We start from the raw sequence: 18322 nt of genomic DNA on the forward strand, positions 1-18322 counted from the left end.
GCAAGCCTGCGATGGGCATGACGGACAATCTGTTGTCGACCACCCAGTGGATTATTACCGCTCTTCTGTTTCTGGTTGTACTGGTGCTGGCCATCCGTCGGGTGGACTGGTCAGGTTTCCGCAAGGACAACGCGTTGCAACACTCGTTCTTCGGAGCGGCAGTGGTTCTGGCTATTGTCTGGCAACTGCGTGCGGGCATCTCGCCGGGGTTATCCATTCACATTTTTGGCATGACCGTCATTACGCTGATGTTGGGGTGGGGGCTGGCGGTGCTGGCGGGCCTTGTGGCCCTGGTGTTCACGGTCATCACCGGGCGTGAGCCGCTGATCATGTTTGCTGCTAATGGCCTGGTGACAGTCATGGTGCCAGCGCTGGTCAGTCACGGCATTATGTTGTGGGAGCGACAGCGGAATTTCCGCAATTTCTTTGCCTACATTTTTTTCTGCGGTTTTTTTGGTGCGGGCATCGCTGTGACCTGTGCCGGCCTGGTGATGTGCCTGATGCTGTGGACGGCCGGAGCCTATGACTTCCGCGAGCTGGTTCACGAGTACATCCGCTATCTGCCGCTTTTTGCATTGCCGGAAGGTTTCGTAAATGGAACCATCGTTACCGGTCTGATGGTCTTTCATCCGGACCGGTTAACGACTCTCGAACAGGGGCGCTACCGCTGAAAAAAGCTTGCCGCAGGGTTGGTTTTTAAGGTGCCACTGTCGTCGTCCCGGACCTGCCGTTGCCATTGCAGGGTCCAGTCGAGAACGTCGTCGGCTGGCATGGGGCGGGCAATGCCGTAACCCTGAACAAATTTGCAGCCCATCTGCTTCAGGGCATGGGCTTGGGCTATGGTTTCAACGCCTTCAGCCAGCACCGGATGGGCAAAGCGCTGGGCAAGGAAGATCACACTTTCGACAATGGCCCGGTCACTGGCATCTTCCAGCATGTTAAAGACAAAGCTCTGGTCAATCTTGATCATGTCCACCGGCAGGGTTCGCAGGTAGGTCAGCGACGAAAAGCCGGTGCCGAAGTCGTCCAGTGCGACTTTCAGGCCCAGACACCGGCATCGGCTAAGAACGTTGCCGGCTCGTTGCGTGTCCTCCAGGGCGGTCGATTCCAGAACCTCGAGTGTGATCAGGCCCGGGTCGAGATCGGGGTGGAGTCGCAGATAGGTTTCAATGAAATCTGTGAAACTCCGGTCCATCAAGTGCTGGGCGCTGATATTGATGCTGATGGCCAAGGGCGTTCCGGCTTCCCTCCAGCGGTTGAGCTGGTGGATCGCCTCTTTGACGACCCATTGCCCCATCGGTACTTCGAGGTGGCTGTTCTCCACGGCGGGCAAGAACGAACCGGGGGCAAGCAAACCCAGTTCCGGGTGGTTCCAGCGGATCAGTGCTTCGAAACCGGTAATGGCACCGTCAGGCAAGTGAATCTGAGGTTGGAAGTACAGTTCAAACTCTTCATTCTCAAGCGCCCGGGTGATGTCCATCAGTTGGCTTCTGCGTTTGCGTCGATGCTCGTCCAGGCACGGGTCAAAGAAGTGGAACTGGTTGCGGCCTTTTTCCTTGGCCGAATACATGGCCTGGTCTGCGTGACGAATCAGCCCCTCGGCGTCGCTGTTGTCATCCGGGTAACGGGTGATGCCCAGGCTGCCAGTCAGGGTGACAGACTCGTCTCCCAATGTCAGTGGGACGCCAACAGTGCTCAGAATGCGCTGAAAGACAGGATCGGTGGTCTCGCTCTGCAGTAGCAGAACAAATTCGTCGCCCCCGATGCGTGCGACGATATCGCCGCTTCTCAGCGTTCGGGTCAGGCGTTCTGCCAGGGTCTTCAGGGCCTCATCCCCGGCGGTGTGGCCGAAGCGCTCGTTGACCGTATGGAAGCCGTCCAGGTCCAGATAGCAAACCGACAGTCCCCGACGGAGGCGGTCTGCGTGAGACCGTGCTGTTCTTAATCGTTCCTCGAGCAGTTGCCGGTTTGGCAGGCCGGTGAGGACATCGTAATTGGCTGCGCGGTCAAGTTCCCTGGCGTGGTTTTTGAGCGCGGTAATGTCGGAGAACGCCGCGACATGATAGAACTGTCCGGGTTGGTCCAGATGCACCCGGCTGATCGAGAGCAGCTCTGCATACTCCTCACCGTTCTTACGACGGTTCCAGATTTCGCCGCGCCAGTGGTCTGTCTGCTCTATCGTGTGCCACATGGATCGATAGTATTCGGGGGTGTGGCGACCGGAACTGAGTATGGCCGGATTCAGGCCCAGAACTTCGTTCCGGCTGTAACCGGTTATGCGGGAGAACGCAGGATTAACGTCCAGAATACGGTTGTTGTGATCTGTAATCAGAACGGCTTCGTGGCTGCGATCAAAAACGCTTGCGGCAATTCGCAGCCCACGTTCGCTGTTTTTGCGGTCTGATATATTGTTCTGAATTGCGATGAAGCCAGGTTTGACACCCTGCTCTTGTCCAATGGGGAAGCCGTGTATGTGCACCCAGTAGGGGGCTCCAGAACGGGTATATTGGAGTAGATCCTCTTCAAACGCTGCATTCTCGTATAACTTCTGCCGGATACGCCTCACGGTCTGCGGATCGGTATCCTCACCGAAAAGCACATCACCAACCCGCTTTCCTTTGAGGTCACTGAGCGCATAGCCTGTGTGCTTCTCAAAACTCGGGTTGACCCATTCGAAACACCCCGCATCATCGGTGATCATTACCATGTTCGGGGTATAAGCGGCCAGCAGAGCCAGCCTGGGGTCTCGTAAGTTGACAGGCTGATGGTCATGGTCGGGCGTGTCTGGCATGGGGGAGACACCTGAGAGAGTATTTTGATAAGGCGTAGAATACAGAAAACCCGCTTCGGTTTCGAAGCGGGTTTTCTACTTACAGCGACCGGGAAATCCCGGGAGTGTGTTGGTTAACGAACACCCGCCCGGCGCAAGGCTGCGGGGGTGAATTCGTTGGAACGGGCTTTCACGCCAAAGGTGTATGGGTCATCTTCCTCGTTGGTCAGGCCCATCACCAGGTAGCGGCCGGACAGCAGGTCGTACAGGGTTTCCGCAGCGTAGCTGGGGACACCGATATCGTATCCCTGAACCATGTGCGCCTCGGCTACGCGCCAGAGTTGGCTGCGGCCGTCGTAATGGTCAACCACGGCGATCTGCCAGGAATCCTCATCCACGTAGAAATCACGCTGGCCGTAAATATGACGTTCACCGTCTTTCAGGGTGGCGCGCACATGCCAGACGCGATGCAGCTCGTAACGGGTCAGCTCCGGGTTGATGTGACCGGGCTGGATGATGTCATCGTAACTCAGACTTTGATCGCCGAGTCTGTAGGAGTTATACGGGATGTACATTTCCTTCTTGCCAACCAGCTCCCAGTTGTAACGGTCTGGTGCACCGTTATAGAGGTCAAGGTTGTCAGATGTACGCTGACCATCGGCGGCGGTACCCGGTCCGTCGTAGGCTACCTGGGGCGCCCGGCGAACACGGCGCTGGCCGGAATTGTAGATCCAGGCACGGCGTGGCTCCTTGACCTGGTTCAGGGTTTCGTGAACCAGCAACACGTTACCGGCGAGGCGTGATGGGGCGGTAATGACCTGCTTGAAGTAGAACAGCACATTCTCGTCCATGCCCGGCTCGTAGTCTGCCAGTGCCACTCGGTCGGTCAGATGTTCGGTGAATTTGACCGGGCTGTAGTCACCATTGGCCTGGGGGGTTACCTGGGCAACATTACGGATAATGGAGCCACCGCGGTAACGGGTAATGTGATTGAAAATGACCTCGACCCCTTTTTTCGGGATCGGAAAGGGCACGCCGGTCTGATAGTTCTCAAGGCCGTTGCCATCGGGCGTCAGCGACACCTTGGTGGCATTTTCCGCAGCCTTTTCCATCATGAAATCCGGATAGGCACCGGTACGGCGAGTCTGGTAAACAGGAATAAAGTAATCGCTGTAGGCCTTTATGGTAGCCACCTGACCCGGGGAGAGCCGATCCTCGTACTCGTCCACATTGCTCTGGTCGATGACGAACAGGCGCTCATCTTCCGGGAATGGATCCGGGTAGATACCTTCCTGTGGCTGCTCAACAGGAGGTGATGTCAGTCCACCCGTCCACGCGGGGATTTCATCTCCGTTACCGGCTTTTTCTGCGCCGAAAGGTGTGAGTTCGTTGCCAAGTTTCGCCGCTTCCTCTGCGGAGACAGCCGCGAGGGCTGCTCCTGAAGAAAACATCGAGATGGCGATGGCGCTACCGATGAGGTGTTTTTTGTAGGTATTCACAAGTGTCTCCTTTGTGATTGTCGTTAGTGCATCAGAATGAGTAGGAAATACTGGCTGAGACGAAATCCCGGTCTTCAATGACGTTGTAGTCACCACCGAAATAGTTCGTGTAGCTGATCGAGCCAGAGTATTTGTTCTGGTAGTTGGCATCGAGACCAAGACTTACTGACTTGTTACCCTCGTTGAAGTTGCCGCCTGGATCCGGGGCATACCCCTTCACATCGTGGGTAAAGAACAACTTGGGTAACAGGTTGATGCCAGCAATCGCGTTGGAGTAATCCAGCGCGAACAGAGCGCGGTAGCCCCAGGAGAAAGGTGTCGTAAAACCGTCCGAGCCACAGTTGGTGGGGTTGATGTTGAGTCGGGTGGTCTCATCACCGGGACCTTGACTACAGAAGTCACCGGAGAAAGAGTCGCCATCCAGAGGGACCGGTCCTACGCCGTAGATACCGGACCGGCCGTAACGCGCTTCGCTTTTGTCTGGCAGGTCATGCACGTAGGTGGCGCCAACTTCAGCGACGATGATAAACCGCCCTGCACCGAGTACACGGTCGATGAAGTGGATCAGGGTAGCCTGGGCCTGGGACACGTTGTAGCGGTCGTAGCCATCCACCGGTTTGCCGGCGTAATTGAAGCCTGGGTTATCGTCCTGCACGCGCTGTTCCAGTTTGCTCACCACCTGACCGTCCGGGCCGCGTTGTTGTAGGCCGCCGTAGATCAGCTCAAAGGTGTTCCACTGGATGGGCATGTTGGGACGGAAGCTGTACTCGGCGCCCAGTGAGGTGCCGGTCGGCAGTGTGGTATTGATGCTGATGCCGTACAGGTCGATACCCTTGGGGTAATCAATGAAATAACTCGGGAACCGGGTAAACGGTTCGTTGGGATCATTGATCTGGGTTGCGGTCGGGCTTTCCGGGTTGTTGACCACACCGCTGATGTAGGGCAGACGGCTGTGGTAGCGGATGTAGTAAAAGCCCAGTTCGGAATCAAGCGCGGGCACGAACCAGCGAACTGCAGCACCGAACTGATCTTTGTCGCCGGGCTCCACATCACCACGACGAGGCGCGACGAATCCCTCTTCGAAAGCCTGGGAGTCGGGCACCTGGCCAGCCAGAAGCACCGGTCCGCAGCCGTCGGCTGCCACATCCGCCGAGGAGAAGAATGTACCACAGTCATCAATCTTGAATGGTTCCCACTGGGTCTGGACGTAGGCTTCGAAGTTGATTTCAGGTGTGATACCGATGGAGGTGTACAGCATATTGACGGGCAGCAGAACGTCTTTCAATTCTGCGCCCGGGGCACGGAACGCCGGAACATCGATAGGGTTGGTGGCGTTTATGCCGCCCAGAATAAAGGTGCTTTCACCCCAGCTCAGTACTTGTCGACCGTAACGTACGGATATCGGGGTGTTGCCAGCGTACCAATCGGTAAAAACGTAGGCGTCCAGCAGATCCACGCCAGAGGCGTTGTCCTTTGCTTCAGGGTTCAGTGAACGCTGTTGTCCCACCGGATCCACTGCCCGTTCGTTGTCCTTCAGTTCATAGTCATAGTAATAAGTGCCGCGAATCAGGGTGCCGATTCGCGTGAGGTAATTACTGTCCGGGCTGTAGTCGAGAAACAGTTCGGACCGACCACGAAGAATCTGTGAGTATGGGTCGCCTTTATCAAAATTCAGGTTGCCGTCGTCAAAGTTGTTGGACGATGCGCCGGTGTTACTGTAGGCGAATTCGGGGCCCAGGTTACCCTGGGTGATCAGATCCGGATCCTGGTCTTCGAGTCGGAAGCCGATGCCGGCTGTCAGCTTGGTGCTGAAGGAGGCATCGATGCCATAGACGTCGAAGTCGATGGCTGATGCCGGGGCGGAAGCCATCAGGGACAGTGCTGCTGTTGCAAGCGATAACCGTGTCCGGGAAAACCTGTAAGAATTTATTATTGTCATTGCTACTGCTCCAATTCTTTTGTTCTTTCGGGGCCCGCCGCAGACGCGTCGCGGACCCCGGAGGTAGTCATTTCAGCGCTGTCGGTTACAGCAGGCCTCCGAGGAGGTCGCCGCCATCAAGGAGGCCGCCGTCACCACCGCCATCGCCATCGCCATCGCCATCGCCTGATCCGTCACCTTCGGCTGGCTCAGCACCGCCGTCGGTGGCGCCATCACACTCCGGATCGCCTGGGCGATTGCCAACGTCCTTGACCACGCAGTCGTTGGTAACGTCCACCGTGAACGCCGTGCTTGCATCGGTGCGGCTGCGGAACAGTGCCACCAGTTGCGTCGCCATTTCGTCAAACACAGCACTGGAACTGAACGCATCGGCTCCCTTCTGTCCGGCTGAAATCGGGTTGCCGTGTGAGCCTTCCAAATAGCGGGTGATCACAGGACGGGTGCCGTCATCGGTGCCATCGCCATTATCAATGCTGACGGCGCCCATAAACCGGGCCATGGGATCGGTGCCGGCCAGCGGCGCAGGCAGGCTGTTGATCTCGAAGCCGGCATCGGTCACCAGTTGCAGCGGGCCCTGATCGTACAGCTGGTCGTCGGCCGCGTTGGGGATGGTGCCGTCGGATGGGCGATCGGCATCGCCGTCAATACCCACGATTGAGGTCAGCAGAGTGGCCTCGTTGCCGCTTTCCTCGAACAGCGGTGCAAAGGCGACCGGGTCTGTGGAGTCCAACAGAGCCTGGAACACGTTGAAGTAGATGTTCAGCTCTGTCCGGCCCTGTGCGAGCAAACCGCCGGATGCTGCGTCGAGTCCTGGCAGCAGTGCAGGCGCAATGGTCTCGCGTGAGTTCTCTGCCAGGCGCGTGAACTGGCCGCCTGTGTTGAACATCACCGATGCCAGGATCGGATTCAGATCCGGATTGTCCTGCGCGGCCAGGTTATTAATCACCGGATAAGGCACACCGCCCATACCGCTCAGGGAATGGCTGATGAAGTACACCCGGTCGGTGTTCATTACGGTGCCGTCGGCGCAGTCACCGTCGGTTGCGCATTGGTTGATAGCATCTTCAATGGCTGGAAGGAGCGCGTTGATGTTCAGTAGATCCAGGGCGCCCTGACGCATGTTGTCCCGGGTATTGGCATAGTTGGTGAAATTCAGGAACAGGCTGCCGGATTCCGGGTTGTCGACCTGATCCCGGGTCACTGCCTGCATGGCATCATCGGCAGTGAAGCCAAAGTGCCTTTCAGTCGCATCCTCAGACGCACCGGGCTGTTGGGAAATTTCCACCATGCCGGGTGTGGTTTCCGGATCGTTTTCATCCCGGGCACTGGTGGCGGCTTCACCGAATACGCCGTTCAGGGGCATATCGATACCGACGGTGATGAAGCAATTGGCACTGTTCTGGGGCGCATCTCCCTCTGCAAGGCAAAGCAGTGCTGCGGCCGTTGCCATTGGCAGAATCGCGGACCGATCCTGAGTGGCTGCGTGCTGATAGATAATGACCGGGTAGCCACCCTCAGGAGGCCCCCCAAAGAGATCGTTTGTGTCCGGTGTGCCGACGATAATGGGAATCTTGGTGTCGGCCGTTTTCTGGATGAACGGGAAGCGGTAGGTCACCCTGTCGGATTTCGCTTGCGGCAGATCAGGGTTTGCACTGAAATCCGCAGGGAGCCAGGATCCGGTCTGTAACGGGCTGCCATCGGTGCCGTCCGGCAGTTGCTGGTAATACGGCAGGGTAATTTCGCCCTCGTAGACCTGAACGTTAACATTGATCTCTGTCAGCCCAAGGTCAATCGCGGTCTGTTCCAGCGCCGGGTTGACCTGGCCCCCGGTTTTCTGGCTGAAGAACCGCACCGGAGACGGCTCGCCGGAAGCCGGATCATAAGCCGCCGGAATATCCAGTATGGTCGAGGCGTCAGCCGCCAGCTGATCTGCCTGGGCGGAAACGTCAACCACATCTTCCACAGCCTGGGTCGCAGTATCCTGCAGAATAAACGCCAGCCTGCGGTCATCGTCCTCGGAGGCCACCAGATCGCCATAGGCAACGGCCATGCCGTTTGTGTTGGCCTCTGTCAGAATGCCGGCGAGACCGGCGTCATACAGGCGGTAGGTTTCGTCGGTCAGCAGCTCGAAGATGCGTGAGTTGATCTGCTGATCCTCGCTGGATGCCTCACCGATCGGCTGATCAGAGAGGTTGAAATCTCCTGCGATCAGAGCGTTCAGGACGGATTGCTTGCGATCAATGAGCAACTGGTTGCGGAACCAGGCGGCTGGTGCGGCATTGGCCAGGAGCACGTCTTCCACCGCTGTGGTGGTGAAGCTGATGGCGAACGTGACGTCGTCAAACGTGGGAATGCCAGCAGCACTCCGGCCCAGGTCGCTGAGTGCCTCGCGTTTGAAGTCAAAGAAGTCGGAGCCAAAGGCGCGTGCCGGCAGCAGGGAGTCCCGGAAGGGCTGCAGCGCCGGGTTGCTGAGAACGTACTCTGGGTTGGAGGCGGTTTCGAAACGCAGTTCCTGGACCAGAGGCTCGCCATCCTTGTCCACGATGTCGCTGCTCAGAACGACGGCGTACTTGGTTTTCGGATCCAGCGGCTTGACCGGCAGAATACGGATGGCGTTATTGGCTGAACCGCCGGCGGCACCGGCAGGGCCGTCTGCGTCAACGGTAATAATCTCGATGCGGAAACGCTGCTCCAGCAATTCCTGATAGAGTGCATCGGCGTCTGCCGTATTGCCCTGCTCTTCCAGGCGCTTGGCGTGGCGATACTTTTCGGCGTCGACAACGCCACCTACTTCACGCTGTTGCTGGAAGACGCTGTCGCCTGTCGGATACTCAAGTTCCAGCACGAACACGTTCTGGTCCGGGTTTGGAACCACTTCGCCGTCTATTTCAATAAAGGCGCGTGCGTCCAGTGTCTGGTTCGGATCCAGGCTGTCACTGATTTTGACGTCAAACGGCGCCAGGATGGAATTGCCGTCGACAAAGCCAAGGCCGGTGGTGACCGGGTTGGCGGGATCGGTACCGTTTAGCATGGTACCGTCGTTTTCCGGGTTCAGGAAAAACAGTGGATCACTGGGCAACGGGAATGCGGTGTCCAGCGGTCGGAAAATGGGTTTGGTGCCGTCACCAGGGTGATTCGGGTTGTCGATCTGGTAGATCGGATTGGCGTTTTTACCGGTCTGGCCGCCACTGTCGAGGCATCCCGCAAGCGCGGTACTTCCTGCAACAACCGCCAGGAGCGTTGTTTTTTTAATATTGACCATGTCTGTCTGTACCTTTCCGATTGTTATTGTCTAGAGGGTCTGGCGACCCTTGCTAGACTAAACGACTGTTTGAAAGGAAAGGTTCCAAAAAAAGTCAATAGGATTTATGTAGTGGGTGTTGTCTGCCTTGATGCAGGGATGGAACGGTTAACCGCGCCACCGGGAACGTTTCTGGAGTTTACGTTGCAGGGTCCGGCGGTGCATGTTCAGTGCCCGCGCGGTAGCCGACACGTTACCCTCGTGCTCGTTCAGCACCCGCTGAATATGGTCCCACTCCATTTCCTCTACCGTGGGTGGTTCAGGCCGCAATCCGGAGGTGTGATCGGGGTTGTCGAATGCCGCAATCAACTGGCCGGCTGTTACCGGTTTGCACAGGTAATTCACGGCTCCCCGTCTAATGGCGTCTACGGCGGTGGCAATGCTTCCATAACCGGTAAGAATCAGAATCTCCAGATCCGGATTCTCGGACAGCAGTACGGGTAGCAACTGCAGCCCGCTTTCACCGGCGAGATTCAGGTCGAGTACGCATCGTTGGGGGTGATCTTCCTGCAGCTTCGCCAGTGCATCAGCGCAATTGGTGGCGACAACGCTATTGATTCCATGGCGGGCCAGTGAACGTTTCAGGACGGTAAGGAAGGCTTCGTCATCGTCAATCAGCAGCCAGCGTGTTTTAGTTGTCATCTCTCACCTCCGGCAAAGCGATGATCATGGTGGTGCCTTCATCCGAGGCGTGGGCGCGTAGCTGGCCACCAAGACGCTGGATAGTGGCATTGGACAGAAAAAGACCAACCCCCAGCCCGTTCGGAGACACCGCAATCTCGCTGCCGGGCTCGGAATGCCGGGCATTCTCGAAACCGCCGCCGCGATCTTCCACCACGACTTCCAGCAATCCCTGACCGGCTGCGCGGGCGCTCACCGACACCCATGACGGACTGGCAGTCAGGGCGTTGGCAAGCAGATTGAGGACTGCCTGATCCAGAGTGGCATCCACGGTGACGCGGCCATCCGGCCAGGGCAGCTGCCACTGAACGGATGAGGCCGGCCACAGCAGCGTGGCCGACTCCCGCAGGCGATTGAGCCAGTCGCTGACCGTCAAAATTTGTCGCTGCTCGGCCCGGGCCTGGCCGGCAGCTGCAGACAGCTGCTTAAGGTGGCCGGCACACAGTCCCAGCTGTTGTTCCAGCATCTCCAGGTCCTGCTGGCGGGCTACAGGGTCATTGGACTGTTTGAGCTCTTCGATCAGCAGACTCATGGTGTTGAAGGGCGTACCCAGCCGGTGCGCAACAGACGCCGCCGACAGACCCAGGGCAATAATCTGTTCATCCCGCAACCGGCGTTCCCGAACCTCAGCCAGTGTGGCCTGTTGCCGGTGCAGGCGGCGGGCGAGGTTGCCGACCACCAGCAACAGGATACCCGCAGTCACGGCAAACGTGACCCACATGCCGACCAGATGGAGCTGCGCCAGATTTCTTCCGGCATGGTCGTGTAACCCGGGCATTGGCCACAGCACCAGCGAGGTGTACACCAGAATGCCGCACAGGGTGAGTGCGATGCTCTGGCGCAGCGGAACCAGAATAATGGCGACGGCAATGGGAAGCAGCAGCAACGATGTGAGCGGGTTGGTGTAGCCACCGGTCAGATAGAGCCAGCCGCCAATCAGCAGCAAATCCAAAGCAAGGGAAACGCTGATGGGACCGGGAGATGCCGGTGGTTTCCGGGTAAGCCACAGCCAGCCGAGTGTCGCCATAACGGCGTAAACCAGGCACAGGATAACGGCTTCGCCACGGTGCGAGAGTGTGACAAAGGTTTCGGCCACTGCGATGGCAACCAGTTGAATGGCAACAATAGTCAGCCGCATGCCCAGCAGGTAACGGGCAGCCTGTTGAAATCCGGTTTGTGAGTGGGTGAGCCATTCCATAGTCGGCATTCTAGCGGGTTTTCAGTGCAGGTAGTGGGGGAATACCTCCAGAGAGATGCGGCATTTGGTCTCAGGCGTCGGGGTTGAGAGGTCTTTATGATGGTGACCTCTCTTGGAGCTGGTCAGGGTAAAGGTTGGATGACTGCGAGAATTGGCCCCCGGGTTTTAGCCATCGGTGCAGCGGGAATTGTTGCTGCCCCATTGACGGTTTGCGCACAGGGCGTTGACGAGCCGCTTCCGTTGATTCGAATCACCGAAGGCCAGTGGTCTGAGGAGGCTGCCCGAATTCTGGCGTCAGAGCCAGTCGAGCGCCTGTCCACCAGCCCTTCAGTATCACTTTCCCGCATGGGGGGCCGTGGACTTGAGCCAGTGGTTCGGGGCCAGAGTCAGGAGCGTGTGGACGTGCTGTTGGATGGTATCCGGGTTGAAGGGGCCTGCCCTAATCGCATGGATCCACCCACCAGTCGCCTGAGTGTCGCGTTGGCACCGTTGCTGGAGGTGCGTACTGAGAATCAGACTCTGCGCTGGGGGCCGATTACCGGTGGGCAGGTGATTGCCACCACCGCTGCACCAACCTTCAAGGGGGCAAGTGCCACTGGTCACCTGACAGCGGGCTGTACTGACAATGGCAATGGCAAACTGATTAATGGCAGTGCCGCTGTTGGCAGTGACAGTATCTGGTTGAGGGTGGCGGGCGGCTACGACGAGGCCGATGATTACGAAGACGGCGATGGCCGCGAAGTTCGCAGCGCCTACAAGAATTCAGAGACTCGTCTGGATTCAGCCTGGAAGGCGGACAACGGTTTCTATATCAAGGGGCTGGTGAGTCGGCAGGAAGAGCGGGATGTGAAATATGCCGGCTCGGGCATGGACGCACCGAAAACCGATACCGACATTTTACGCCTGGAACTCGGTGCGCCAGTGGTCAATGGTGAGTGGAACCTGCTGACCTGGCAGGCCGATGTCGAACACATCATGGATAACTTCAGCCTCCGTGAGTCCATGATGAACATGCTTACGGCTTCCGAGACCGAAACCCGGGGCCTTCGGCTGACCCTGGATCAGAGTCCGGATGCCATAACAGACTGGGCCATTGGTGCGGATATCGAGACCAATAACTGGCACGCCGAACGGTTCGGCGGAGCGAATCTCGATGTGCTGACCTCAGTACTCTGGCCCGACGTGGATCGCGACCGTTTCGGCCTTTTCGCTGAGCGCTTCTACCGGGTAACGCCAGAGTTAAAGCTCGGCGGTGGCGTGCGCTATGACCGCGTGGAAATGTCTGCTGCGGCAGCTGGCAAGGTGTTCGGCAGTGGCATGATGGCCATGTCGGCGGCAGACGCCTACCAGACGATATACGGCACCACCAACACCGATGTTGCCGATGACAATGTCAGTGGCTTTGTCAGCAGCGACTGGCGATTCTCTCCGATCCAGTCGCTGGTGGTTACCGCCAGCCACAGTGTCCGAAGCCCCGGTGTGACGGAGCGTTACATTGCCAGCTGGAACAACATGGACCCGGCAAGGCGCTGGGTGGGCAACCCAGTCCTGGACCCGGAGACGCACCACAAGCTGGAACTGGCGATGCCCGGCCAGAGCAACGGCTGGCACTGGCGCCCGGCGAGAACCGCGACGATAACAAGCCCCTGCCGCAAATTCCGCCGGTGCAGTTCATTCAGACCCTTGGCTGGCAGCATAGGGGGCATGCCCTTGAACTGGAGTGGGTGCTGGCCCGTCGCCAGGACCGCGTGGATCTGGAATCCGGCCAGGACCCCGGCACTTCACCGGGCTACGGTGTGCTGAACCTGTCCGGAAGCCACCCGCTCGCAGACTACCTGAGTGTCAGCTGGGCGGTGGATAACCTGTTTGATAACACCTGGGCGCCCCACGTTAGCCGCGCCAACACTGATCCGTTTAACCCGGAAGCCGTAAGAGTTAATGAGCCTGGCAGGACCCTGCGTGCCGCACTGACAGCCAGGTGGTAAGTCTCTGTATAGCGGTTGCCCGCTTCCCATAGTCGGCGGGTGACGATCTTGCCCCGGGTGGAACCAACTCCTTCACCCGGGGCTTTTTTTGTCCCTGCTCAATGTAAGCGCAGCGACGGCCTGTTAAACTTCGGTTAAGTCGCGGAATAACCTTATAACTTCAAATGGTAGAGGTTGGCATGCGTCTTCCCGCTCGCCTTTTTGCTTCGCTTTTTCCCCTGCTGTTGTCTGCATTGGCAATCGGGCAACCTCTGTTTGAAACGGTTGAGCGACGTTCCTTCCAGGAGACCGTGCACCTCGATGGCATCATTGAAGCCGCTCAGCAGAGCACCGTCTCTGCCCAGACCAGCGGTACGGTTCAAAGCCTGCCCTACGATGTCGACGCCTCCGTTGCCGCCGGCGACCTGATTGTCCAGTTGGAGGACAGTGAACAACGTTCCCGGTTACGCCAGGCGCAGGCGGGCCTGGAAGAGACCGAGGCGGCGTTGGTGGATGCGAGGCAGCGGTTCGAGCGTATCGAAGCGGTTCACGAGCGTGGGCTGGTGTCCCGTCAGGAGTTCGATCAGGCCCGGAACAATCTGGCTGCGGCCCGCGCAAGGGTGGAGCGAGCCCAAGGTGCGGTTTCCGAGGCCCGGGAACAGTTGTCCTATACCCGCGTGGTGGCCCCTTACGGCGGTATCCTCACTGAGCGCCACGTGGAGGTGGGGGAGTCGGTAAACCCCGGTCAGCCCCTGCTGAGCGGACTCTCCCTGGAGCAGCTTCGGGTTGTGGTGGACCTGCCACAAAAGTACGCCGAACTGGCGCGCGCCGAGCGCCAGGCAAAGGTCACGCTTGCCGATGGCCGGGTGCTGGAAACCGGTGAAATGACCTTCTATCCCTATGCCGATCCGCAAACCCACACCTTCCGCCTGCGGATGCGCCTGAGTGAACCCAATGGCTCGCTGTTTCCCGGCATGCTGGTCAAGGTCGGTGTGCCGGTTGCCAGCCGCGAGGCTCTCTGGGTGCCGGCCAGCAGCCTGATTCAGCGCAGTGAGCTGAGGGCCGTGTTTGTGCTGGACGATCAGGACCAGCCCCGGCTGCGGCAGGTACGAACCGGAGTCAGGGACAATGGCCGGATTGAGGTCCTCGCCGGCCTCAGTGAAGGCGAACGGGTGGTCACCAACCCCTCCGAACTGGTCGGCAGTGATCGCCTGAATCCGCTCAATAAACGCGGCGAGGAGTCGGGCCAGTGAGCCGGGAGCTGCCGCCCGTTGGCCCATCCGGGGCCATTGCCCGGGTTTTTCAGAACAATCACCTCACGCCCCTGCTCGCCATTCTGGCGATCATTCTGGGCGTGCTGGCCGTGGTGGTTACCCCGAAAGAGGAGGAGCCCCAGATTGATGTCACCATGGCCGACATCATGGTGGCGTTTCCTGGCGCCAGTACCCGAGAGGTGGAAAGCGCCATAGCCACGCCTGCGGAGCAGGTAATGAGCGAGATACAGGGCGTGGAACACGTCTACTCGGTATCTCGTCAGGGCCAGGCCGTGATTACGGTGCAGTTCGAAGTGGGCGTGCCTCGTCAGGAAGCCCTGGTGCGGCTCTATAACCAGGTGTACTCCAACCAGGACTGGTTGCCGGCCAATCTGGGCGCGACCCAGCCGGTGATCAAGCCCAAGGGGATCGATGATGTTCCGGTGATGACCCTGACCCTCTACGATCCGGTCAACGGGCATACCGGTGAGGAATTGACCCGCCTGGCGCACATGCTGGAAGTTGCCCTGAAGCGGGTTCCCGGCACGCGCGATGTCTATACCACCGGCGGCATTCCTGATCGCGTCGATATCCGGTTCGATCCGGCGTTGCTGGCCGGCTTCAACCTGACTATCGACGATATCCGTAACGCGCTTGCTGCGGCCAACACCAGCAGCCAGGAGGCCCGTATTACCCGGGACAACCTGTCGATACCGGTCCAGGCCGGAACGCTTCTTGAAACGGTGGAGGATGTCCTGCGTCTGGTGGTGGGTATGCACAATGGCGCTGCGGTGCATCTGGAGGACGTGGCCGATGTCAGCCGCGGTGGCACTGTGGCGGATCAGAGCGTGATAACCGGGTTCGGGCCGGCCCATGGGGACGGCAAGGCGGGCCAGCCCGGTCAGGTTTACCCGGCGGTCACCCTGGCCATCGCCAAGAAACCGGGCGAGAACGCCATCAATATCACCACGGCTATTGAAGAGCGACTGGCACAGTTGCGCAACCGGGCCTTGCCGGAATCTGTGGAAGTGCTGGTCACCCGGGACTATGGAGTAACCGCCTCCCAGAAAGCCCGCAAACTGATCACCGATCTGATCTCCGCCACCCTGGGCGTCGTGCTGCTGGTGCTGGCGGCCATGGGCTGGCGTCAGGCCCTGATCGTCGGCATTGCGGTTCTGATTACGCTGCTGCTGACCCTGGTGTTTTCCTGGGCCTGGGGGTTCACCCTGAACCGCGTCTCCCTGTTTGCGCTGATCTTCTCCATCGGCATTCTGGTGGACGATGGCATCGTGATCACCGAGAACATCAACCGGCGGATCCAGAACTCCCGGCGGGCGGTGAAGGACATCATTCCCGTTGCCGTGGACGAGGTGGGTACGCCCACCATTATGGCCAGTCTCACCATCATGGCGGCGCTGATTCCGATGGCGTTTGTCAGTGGCCTGATGGGTCCCTACATGAGCCCGATTCCAATCAACGCTTCAGCCGGTATGGTGCTGTCCCAGATCGTCGCCTTTGTGGTGGCGCCCTGGCTGGCCTTCAGGCTTCTCAAGCACAAGAAGGGGGAGCAAGCCGCCGAAGTCGAGGAGGCTTCCAGCTCCGCCGACGGCGTTAGTCCATTGTCCCTGCGAATTTTCCGGACAGTGCTCGGTCCGTTCCTGGGCGATCATCCCTGGCGACGCCGTTTGCTGGCACTGGGAGTGGTGGGGCTGACCCTGGCGGCCACCTCCCTGCCTGTATTCCAGGCGGTGATTCTGAAAATGCTGCCGTTCGACAACAAGTCTGAGCTGCAGGTGGTGGTGGATATGCCGGAGCACACACCCATGGAGCAGACCCAGCGGGTGTTGATGGAAATGGGCAGCTACCTGGAAACGGTAGAGGAAGTCACCAACTGGCAGACCTATGCGGGGACCGCCTCGCCGATCAACTTCAACGGCCTCGTACGTCAGTATTACCTGCGCAGCGATCCCTATCAGGGCGATATTCAGGTGAATCTCAGCCACGAGGAGCGCCGGGATCGCCAGTCCCACGACATTGCCCAATCCTTGCGGGCGCCGTTAACGGAGATTGGAGGCAGGTACGGTGCCAGCGTGAAAATCGTGGAGGTGCCACCGGGGCCGCCGGTGCTGTCTCCGTTGGTGGCTGAGGTCTACGCCGTGGATGATAAACGCCGGGCGGAACTGGCGCTGAAAATCGCGGAAGACATGGCGCAGGTGGAGGGCTTGGTGGATATCGACACCACTCTGGAAGCCCCCACAAGGCAATGGGAAGTCGTAGTGGACAGGGACCGGGCAGCGCGGCTCGGTGTTTCCCAGGCCCAGGTCGTCGGGGCCTTGCAGACGGCCCTTGGCGGAACCGGCGTCAGCTTCCTGCACGATGACCACGCCAAGTATCCCGTGCCAATCCGGGTGATACTGGGCGAAGGCGACAAAGCTCAGCCATCGGTACTGCTCTCTCTGAATGTGCGCAGCCGCACGGGCAACCTGGTACCTCTGGCGAGTATTGCCGGGATTCGGGAAGCGGACTGGATGGGGGCGATCTATCACAAGGATCTGTTGCCGGTGACCTATGTAACCGCGGATATGGCCGGTGAGACTGATTCACCGCTGTACGGAATGTTTGATATGGTCGAACGCCTGAACCAGCAGGAGGGTGCTCCGGAACAGTACTTTATCGATCAACCACCACTGCCGGAAAAAGGCACCCTGAAGTGGGACGGCGAATGGCAGATTACCTACGAAACCTTCCGGGACATGGGGGCGGCCTACAGCGTGGGCATATTCATGATTTTTGTACTGCTGGTGGCCCAGTTCCGATCGTATATCCTGCCGCTGGTGATTATGGCACCCATCCCGCTGACACTGATCGGTATCATGCCCGGTCATGCCCTTTTGGGGCGGGAATATACCGCCACCAGCATGATCGGCATGATTGCCCTGGCCGGGATCATCGTGCGCAACTCGATCCTGCTGGTGGTGTTTATACGGCAGTTGATCGAGGAGGGTGTAGAGCTGGACGAAGCGGTAGTATTGGCAGGCGCAGTTCGCATCAAGCCCATTGCCCTGACGGCCATCTCGGCGATGGTGGGCGCTTACTTCATCCTGAACGATCCGATATTCAACGGCCTGGCGATTTCGCTGATTTTCGGTCTTGCCATGTCCACTTTGCTCACCGTTCTGGTCGTACCTTTGCTGTACTACACTCTGGCACGATGCAAATGGATTTAACGGGTGGGCCAGTAGCGCTGCATTTCGACGAACAGGAACGACGCACTCCAGGTGATCAGTACCAGTCCCGTAAGGGACTCGATTCCGGTCAGGAAGCGGAGGACACCCAGCGCTTCGATATCGCCATAGCCGAGTGTGGTAAAGGTTGTAAACGAGAAATGGACACAATCCAGCAGGCTGCCGCTGAAATTGCCGGTCAGCTCTCCCCAGGATTCGGCATGGTGCATGAAGTAAAAGACGGTGGCGAAGATCCAGACTTGAACCGTGTGGGCAGCGAGAATGCCCAGCACGCCCGTAATCAGACGGAAGTGATAGCTCTGGCGCATCCGCGAGAGAAGACTGCTGAGGCGAATAAGAACCTCGTTGTGAATGACAACCACCACGACAACAATAACAACGTTGAGAAGGGTCGCATTGAGGAGGTCGATATGTTCTGTTGCAGCCAAGGGTACCGTTCTCCGCGGAATCGTGGGGTTGGTCCTGATTGTAT

At 58.7% G+C, this 18322-nt stretch carries 12 protein-coding genes; 5 read left to right on the forward strand and 7 right to left on the reverse strand.

The annotated features are described in order from the left end of the window. The first annotated feature begins 11 nt into the window (after positions 1-11). Entirely contained in the window at positions 12-671 is a 660-nt protein-coding gene (locus MARLIPOL_RS14730; RefSeq protein ID WP_012139039.1) for an energy-coupling factor ABC transporter permease, read from the forward strand. On the opposite strand, the gene MARLIPOL_RS14735 is transcribed toward MARLIPOL_RS14730, so the two are convergent. The 6 genes from MARLIPOL_RS14735 to MARLIPOL_RS14760 form a co-directional block, all read right to left on the reverse strand. Beyond that, the gene (locus MARLIPOL_RS14735) at positions 662-2791 is read right to left on the reverse strand and encodes a sensor domain-containing protein (RefSeq protein ID WP_012139040.1); all 2130 of its coding nucleotides are present in this window, start codon (positions 2789-2791) and stop codon (positions 662-664) included. The genes MARLIPOL_RS14730 and MARLIPOL_RS14735 overlap by 10 nt on opposite strands. Before the next feature lie 113 nt (positions 2792-2904). Beyond that, the gene (locus MARLIPOL_RS14740; RefSeq protein ID WP_051123164.1) at positions 2905-4221 is read right to left on the reverse strand and encodes a DUF1329 domain-containing protein; all 1317 of its coding nucleotides are present in this window, start codon (positions 4219-4221) and stop codon (positions 2905-2907) included. Positions 4222-4300: 79 nt separating this feature from the next. Next, positions 4301-6139 (reverse strand): DUF1302 domain-containing protein, encoded by a 1839-nt coding sequence (locus tag MARLIPOL_RS14745; protein WP_012139042.1) that lies wholly within the window; start codon positions 6137-6139, stop codon positions 4301-4303. Between the two features lie 154 nt (positions 6140-6293). Continuing rightward, positions 6294-9470 (reverse strand): MECDP-synthase, encoded by a 3177-nt coding sequence (locus MARLIPOL_RS14750; RefSeq protein ID WP_012139043.1) that lies wholly within the window; start codon positions 9468-9470, stop codon positions 6294-6296. A gap of 147 nt (positions 9471-9617) precedes the next feature. Continuing rightward, on the reverse strand, positions 9618-10151 hold the full coding sequence (locus MARLIPOL_RS14755) for a response regulator transcription factor (RefSeq protein WP_012139044.1): 534 nt from the start codon (positions 10149-10151) through the stop codon (positions 9618-9620). After that, positions 10141-11388: a sensor histidine kinase gene (locus MARLIPOL_RS14760; protein WP_012139045.1), complete on the reverse strand. Its 1248-nt coding sequence runs from the start codon at positions 11386-11388 to the stop codon at positions 10141-10143. Before MARLIPOL_RS14760 ends, MARLIPOL_RS14755 begins: the two co-directional genes overlap by 11 nt. 138 nt (positions 11389-11526) lie before the next feature. Between MARLIPOL_RS14760 and MARLIPOL_RS14765 the strand changes: the two genes are divergently transcribed. The 4 genes from MARLIPOL_RS14765 (at position 11527) to MARLIPOL_RS14775 (ending at position 17832) form a co-directional block, all read left to right on the forward strand. Further along, on the forward strand, positions 11527-13191 hold the full coding sequence (locus MARLIPOL_RS14765) for a TonB-dependent receptor domain-containing protein (RefSeq protein ID WP_323807379.1): 1665 nt from the start codon (positions 11527-11529) through the stop codon (positions 13189-13191). Continuing rightward, positions 13185-13373 carry a hypothetical protein gene (locus MARLIPOL_RS18930; protein WP_323807380.1) on the forward strand — a complete coding sequence of 63 codons (189 nt, stop codon included), beginning with the start codon at positions 13185-13187 and terminating at the stop codon, positions 13371-13373. The genes MARLIPOL_RS14765 and MARLIPOL_RS18930 overlap by 7 nt, the downstream gene beginning before the upstream one ends. Positions 13374-13552: 179 nt before the next feature. Next, on the forward strand, positions 13553-14605 hold the full coding sequence (locus MARLIPOL_RS14770) for an efflux RND transporter periplasmic adaptor subunit (RefSeq protein ID WP_051123165.1): 1053 nt from the start codon (positions 13553-13555) through the stop codon (positions 14603-14605). Beyond that, positions 14602-17832, forward strand: a complete 3231-nt coding sequence (locus tag MARLIPOL_RS14775; RefSeq protein ID WP_012139047.1) for an efflux RND transporter permease subunit — start codon at positions 14602-14604, stop codon at positions 17830-17832. The genes MARLIPOL_RS14770 and MARLIPOL_RS14775 overlap by 4 nt, the downstream gene beginning before the upstream one ends. On the opposite strand, the gene MARLIPOL_RS14780 is transcribed toward MARLIPOL_RS14775, so the two are convergent. Next, positions 17829-18278, reverse strand: a complete 450-nt coding sequence (locus MARLIPOL_RS14780; RefSeq protein WP_012139048.1) for a potassium channel family protein — start codon at positions 18276-18278, stop codon at positions 17829-17831. The genes MARLIPOL_RS14775 and MARLIPOL_RS14780 overlap by 4 nt on opposite strands. Between the last annotated feature and the right edge of the window lie 44 nt (positions 18279-18322).

Origin of the sequence: Marinobacter lipolyticus SM19 (assembly GCF_000397065.2) — a bacterium.
Classification (GTDB): Bacteria; Pseudomonadota; Gammaproteobacteria; order Pseudomonadales; family Oleiphilaceae; genus Marinobacter; species Marinobacter lipolyticus.

Bases quoted from the DNA above. Each gene is read 5' to 3' on its own strand.
- MARLIPOL_RS14730 (WP_012139039.1), top strand. From the start codon at position 12: ATGGGCATGACGGACAATCTGTTGTCGACCACCCAGTGGATTATTACC.
- MARLIPOL_RS14735 (WP_012139040.1), bottom strand. From the start codon at position 2,791: ATGCCAGACACGCCCGACCATGACCATCAGCCTGTCAACTTACGAGAC.
- MARLIPOL_RS14740 (WP_051123164.1), bottom strand. From the start codon at position 4,221: ATGTTTTCTTCAGGAGCAGCCCTCGCGGCTGTCTCCGCAGAGGAAGCG.
- MARLIPOL_RS14745 (WP_012139042.1), bottom strand. From the start codon at position 6,139: ATGGCTTCCGCCCCGGCATCAGCCATCGACTTCGACGTCTATGGCATC.
- MARLIPOL_RS14750 (WP_012139043.1), bottom strand. From the start codon at position 9,470: ATGGTCAATATTAAAAAAACAACGCTCCTGGCGGTTGTTGCAGGAAGT.
- MARLIPOL_RS14755 (WP_012139044.1), bottom strand. From the start codon at position 10,151: ATGACAACTAAAACACGCTGGCTGCTGATTGACGATGACGAAGCCTTC.
- MARLIPOL_RS14760 (WP_012139045.1), bottom strand. From the start codon at position 11,388: ATGGAATGGCTCACCCACTCACAAACCGGATTTCAACAGGCTGCCCGT.
- MARLIPOL_RS14765 (WP_323807379.1), top strand. From the start codon at position 11,527: ATGACTGCGAGAATTGGCCCCCGGGTTTTAGCCATCGGTGCAGCGGGA.
- MARLIPOL_RS14770 (WP_051123165.1), top strand. From the start codon at position 13,553: ATGCGTCTTCCCGCTCGCCTTTTTGCTTCGCTTTTTCCCCTGCTGTTG.